A 5,048-nucleotide genomic window follows, 5' to 3' on the forward strand; every position below is an offset into this window, starting at 1 on the left:
GCAAAACCCAAAAGATTGGTTACCTTGGAATTATCTTGATACTATCAACAAAATCAAAAACCACTCTCTATAAAAAATTTAATTCCATTCATTGTGTTTGTAAAATGCACTTATTGGGAGGACACATGTGCAAATTTATTTTTATATTATTATTGATTTATATAAAATAGTAAAAATTAAAAATATTTAGCGTAAGGATGATCAATAAATCCATTTTGATTTGAATTTAATAATGCTTGTAATCCAATCATTGTTGCATTATCTGAACAAAGTGAAGGTGGAGCAAAAATGACTTGTTTATTTATATTAGAAAAAATTTCTCTAAATTTTAAATTTTGTGCAACGCCTCCAGCAATTAATATAGTCTGAATTTCTGGGTTGTCTTTTAAAGCATTTTCAACTCTATCAAAGAGTTGTTTAAGAGCTGCTTGCTGAAATGCAAAAGCAATTGATTGTTTTTTTTCAATGGGAAGATCTTTACCTGTAATTTTACCTTTTTTAATTCCAGTTTCTTTACGAATAACTTCCATAACAGCGGTCTTTAAACCACTATAAGAAAAGTGATATCTATTTTCTTTGTTTGAGGGTTTGCTTGGAAAAGAAAATTCATTTGTATTTCCATTTAATTCGGCTTGTTTTGCTAATACTTCAATAAATGGTCCTCCAGGATAATTTAATCCAAGAAGTTTTGCTACTTTATCAAATGCTTCTCCACAGGCGTCGTCTAAACTCTTTCCTAAAATTATTTTTTCTTGAATAGATTTAAGCAAACTTAAATGGCAATGACCGCCACTTACCGTAAGCGCTAATGCAGGAAATGAAATTTGTTGAGTTTCCTGCCATATATTGAGATCATTTTTTGGTATAAATTTTTTAAGAAGCAAAGCAGGTGCTAAATGCGCATCGACATGATTCACAGAAATAAGAGGAATTTGCAGTGAAAGAGCAAGGCCACGAGCAAAAAGAACTCCCACCATTAATGCACCAATTAAACCAGGCCCCATGGTAACTGCAATAGCATTTAACTCAGAGTTATTTATTCCAGCCTTACTTAAAGCATTATTTGTAATATCATATATTTTTGCTAAGTGATCTCTTGCAGCAACTTCTGGAACAACACCGCCAAAAGGAGCATGACTTTCATTTTGTGATTCAACTTCATGAGCAAGAATATTGATTTTTGTGATGTTGCCTTGGTTATCTTTTAAAGCTCTTATAATAGAAACTGCAGTTTCATCACAAGAGCTTTCAATCGATAGAATTGTTAATTGCATAATAATGTTTACTGGCCTTGGGAAGATTGATTTAAATTAGAAAGATTAGCAAGTCTTCCTGCTGCGGCTTTTCCTTCAGGAATATTGGGAAAAGATTTCGCACATTCTTGATAATAAGATTTTGCAATTGTATTGTTTTTTAAATAAACATAGCTATCTCCTGCAAGCAGAAGAGCTCTGGCATATTTTGTTCCACTTGAGAAAAAGTCTACGTAATTAGAAAAATCAATTGCAGCACCTTTGTAATCTTGAGTTTTGAATTTTGCTTCTGCTCTATATTCAAGGGCTGTCTGAATCATAGGGTCTGTTGCTTCTGCAGCATTTATAATTAAGGAGCTTTGATCAATTGTTTGTTTCATGTTTCCTTGTTCAAATGAAGCTTTTAAACTTTTATTAATTTCCGCTTGAGTTTGCATTTTAGCAGGAAGTTTTCCTTTACGATTTATTCCTACTCTTGAGTTTGCAGAGAGTTCAATTCGGGCAATTTGTCTTTGAATATGAGTTAAACTATCGGAAGAACTATTGAGAGATATTTCATTAGATTCTGTACCAGAACCGCTTCCCGCATTTTCTTCAATTCGTTTGATTTTTGTTTTTAACTCATCAACAACACCTTGAGTTAATTGTAATTGAGTTTGCAAACTTTCAACATCACTTTTAGAAGATAATGCTGTTTGAGTGGTATTTGATATTTGTTGGTCCCGTTTATTTAATTGTTCTTGCATTTGAAAAACTTGACCTTGCAATTGTGTAATTGAGCTTTGCAGTTGATCTTGTCTTGAAGAAGTTAAACAACCTTGAAATAAAAAGCTTGAAGTGGCTAAAACGACTACCATCTTAAAGTGGGAACTTTTTATTAAATTGTTGTTTTTATTAATTAAATTTGTTCTATTAAGATTTATAAGATAGTCTTTCATTGGATTCTCCAAAAAGGCTTAGGCCAGCTTGTTCGTTTAAGACAAGGAATGGGGTTATAATTGATGAATTGTATTTTTTGAAATACACCGTCCTCGAGTGATAATTATATATCTTACTTTTGTATTTGTTCAAACTCTATTCTTTATCCGTTTTTTCGCCATTGCTGAGTTGTTCATCGGGGGGAATATAGTCGTCGGGATTGTCGTATAAAATTTTAAGATCGACTCTTCTATTTAAGGCTCTATCTTCTGGAGAGTCATTCTCTGCAATTGGTCTCGTATCGCCAAAACCTGCGGGATAAATGGCTCCCTTTTTAAAATTTCCAGTTTCTATAAAAAACTTAGTTACAGCAGTTGCTCTTAAGCAGCTCAGTTCCCAGTTTGTTAATCCATTTCTTTCAAATGGAATATTGTCCGTATGTCCTTCAACACGAATTAATCTGCCAATTCCTTTTAGAACGTCGGCCACACCTTTTAAAAGTGTCTTTGTTTCTGGTTTGAGTTCATAGGAACCGGGGTTAAAAAGAACTCTAGATAATAAGGTTATTCTTATTCCATCAGGATCTCTTGCTACATAAATAACTCTATCTGCAGGTTTTTGAGCGCTATCAGGAAATTGTTTAGCCCCATACAGTCTTTCTGATAATTTTTGTTCAATTGCTTTTGCTTGTGCTGCAATAATAGCTGCTCTTTCTCTTATAATTCTTTGTAATAGCTGTTCTCTACTTGTATTTCCTTTTACATATTTAAAAATACTTTCCATTGAGTTTGGACCTCTGGGAATTGTCCCATCTTCCTTGGGGACCTCTTCTTTTATTCCAAAGGCAACTTGCATGGATTCAGTTACTTGTTTTACTTTAGATGTATTTACAATTGCAATAGCATAAAGTACCACAAACAAAGCAAACAATAATGTCATCATGTCCGCAAAGGCGACAAGCCATCGTTCATGGTTTTCAAATTCGGGGCACTTTTTCTTTTTTGGCATTAGTGAGTCATTCCATGCAGACGTTCAACAAGTACTTTTGGAGCCGTTCCTTGAGCGATTCCAACAATTCCAACGGCAATCATTTCTCGAAATACTTTCTTATGATGGCACATTCTTTTTATTTTTTTTCCAGCTGGTAGTGCAAATAGATTGGCAAGAGCAACTCCATAAAGTGTTGCAATAAATGCTGTTTTAATCCCTGGTCCAATTTCAGGAGGGTTATCTAGGTTAAGCATCACCACCATTAGGCCTAATACGGCACCAAGAATTCCAATTGTAGGAGCAAAGGCACCCATGTCTTCCCAAAATTTGGCGGCGATTTCTTCTTCTTCATACATCATATCAATTTCTGAAAAGAGGGTGTTTTCAATGACTATGGCATCTGTATTCATAGACACCATTTCAATCCCTTTTTTCATTAAATGATCATCTAATTTGTCAATTTCTTTTTCTAAGGCAAGGACTCCATCTTTTCTGGCTAATTGAGCTAATCTTTCAATTGTGGATATCGCACCTTCAGGGTCCATTTTAGGTCCATTTAAAAACAGACCTAATGATTTAAAAGAAAAAATAACGTCTTTCATAGGATAAGCTGTCATAACGGCTGCCATTGCCCCAACACCCACGATCATGGCTGCAGAACCGCCCCATAACATTCCAACTTGCAAACCTTTTAAAGCGGCTGTTCCTACTACGGCAATTATACCAAGTATTGGACCTATAATACTCGAAAGTTCCATCTATAAACCTCTTTTTTCTTTGATATAATTTTTAAATTCCGTTTTTTCTTTCTGCAGCCTTTCTAAAAATAAATAATATTATTAATGAGTTTAAATAGATAAAAAGATTATTTAAATCGTGGAAATTGACATTGTAAGAAGAAATTGCAGCTAAAGCAGTTAAAAATGAAAATGACTTTAATTGATTTAAGTAAAGTAAATTTGACTTTAAAATGATTCCTTATCGACCGATTCATTAGTGTGACGGGGAAGTTCATATTTTGGAGCGTTTATGTCCGATTCTTCTGCAGACAATAGAGGAAGTCCAAGATTCATCAGCAAGGCAATAGTCCAAATTCATTCTGATGACGACTCTACGCCTATTATGGGTACTATTAATAATATCTCTGCAGGCGGAGTTAGTCTAAATTTAGAAGTAGATAATATAAAAAGAGGCTATAAAGTAGGCTGTTTTGTTACTTTTGAAATGCCTGTCCGTATGTTTGGAATTGATAAAGATGATAAATTAAAATTAAGAGCTGAAATAAAACGAGCTACAAATTTAGGTAAAACAATATCTTGTCAATTTCAAAATTTAAAAGATCCAGAAATATCTGTTTTAAACAAAGGCTTAAGAATTCTTGAAATAGTAAATAAGATTTCTAGCAAAAATGCATCCTAAAATTAATAATTTTTTTGTATTTTTAAATAAGTTCCGTCTTCATGGATTTCTTTGTTAATTTTGTTTGATTTATTAATAACTTCATCACTTGTTTCAAGGTTAAATGCTGCATATAAAACTGAATTTTTAATTGTAAAAACAGGAGCTATATTATTAATTTTAAATTTTTTAAATTGCCAACTACCAAGCTGTTTTCCAGATGCCCATAGATCAATTCTTCCTGCCTGCAATTTTCTTTCATTATTAATATCTTTATTTGTATCTTCAACATTAAAATTTAAACTTCGTAAGTATATGGATGTGGCATCATCTTTATAACATCCAATGACATATTTTTTTGCCGTGTCCTCCCAATAAGTGATTTTTACAAAGCATAAATCCAGAATTAAATCTCCTTTTGAGGAGGAGATTTAAATGGAGATGGAAAATAGACTTTTAAAATTGTCAGAGCAAGTTGCTTTTGAAAGA

The 5,048-nt window shown here is 32.9% G+C and carries 6 protein-coding genes; 1 reads left to right on the plus strand and 5 read right to left on the minus strand.

Features of this window, described 5'->3' with window-relative positions; translation table 11 throughout:
* Positions 1–176 precede the first annotated feature (176 nt).
* The 4 genes from tsaD to ACIQ56_RS14220 all read right to left on the minus strand — a co-directional run bounded on the left by tsaD (position 177) and on the right by ACIQ56_RS14220 (position 3,919).
* On the minus strand, positions 177–1,274 hold the full coding sequence (gene tsaD / locus ACIQ56_RS14205) for a tRNA (adenosine(37)-N6)-threonylcarbamoyltransferase complex transferase subunit TsaD (RefSeq protein ID WP_397601706.1): 1,098 nt from the start codon (positions 1,272–1,274) through the stop codon (positions 177–179).
* Between the two features lie 8 nt (positions 1,275–1,282).
* Positions 1,283–2,191: a tol-pal system YbgF family protein gene (locus ACIQ56_RS14210; protein WP_397601707.1), complete on the minus strand. Its 909-nt coding sequence runs from the start codon at positions 2,189–2,191 to the stop codon at positions 1,283–1,285.
* Between the two features lie 136 nt (positions 2,192–2,327).
* Positions 2,328–3,179 carry a flagellar motor protein MotB gene (locus tag ACIQ56_RS14215; protein WP_397601708.1) on the minus strand — a complete coding sequence of 284 codons (852 nt, stop codon included), beginning with the start codon at positions 3,177–3,179 and terminating at the stop codon, positions 2,328–2,330.
* Positions 3,179–3,919: a motility protein A gene (locus ACIQ56_RS14220; protein WP_153420604.1), complete on the minus strand. Its 741-nt coding sequence runs from the start codon at positions 3,917–3,919 to the stop codon at positions 3,179–3,181. The genes ACIQ56_RS14215 and ACIQ56_RS14220 overlap by 1 nt, the downstream gene beginning before the upstream one ends.
* Positions 3,920–4,190: 271 nt before the next feature.
* Here ACIQ56_RS14220 and ACIQ56_RS14225 point away from each other — a divergent pair, with 271 nt between their 5' ends.
* On the plus strand, positions 4,191–4,580 hold the full coding sequence (locus ACIQ56_RS14225) for a PilZ domain-containing protein (protein WP_397601709.1): 390 nt from the start codon (positions 4,191–4,193) through the stop codon (positions 4,578–4,580).
* 2 nt (positions 4,581–4,582) lie between these two features.
* Here ACIQ56_RS14225 and ACIQ56_RS14230 read toward each other — a convergent pair whose 3' ends face one another.
* Positions 4,583–4,810 carry a hypothetical protein gene (locus tag ACIQ56_RS14230; RefSeq protein ID WP_397601710.1) on the minus strand — a complete coding sequence of 76 codons (228 nt, stop codon included), beginning with the start codon at positions 4,808–4,810 and terminating at the stop codon, positions 4,583–4,585.
* Positions 4,811–5,048: the final 238 nt, after the last annotated feature.

The organism is Silvanigrella sp. (genome assembly GCF_044369315.1).
Lineage (GTDB): Bacteria > Bdellovibrionota_B > Oligoflexia > Silvanigrellales > Silvanigrellaceae > Silvanigrella.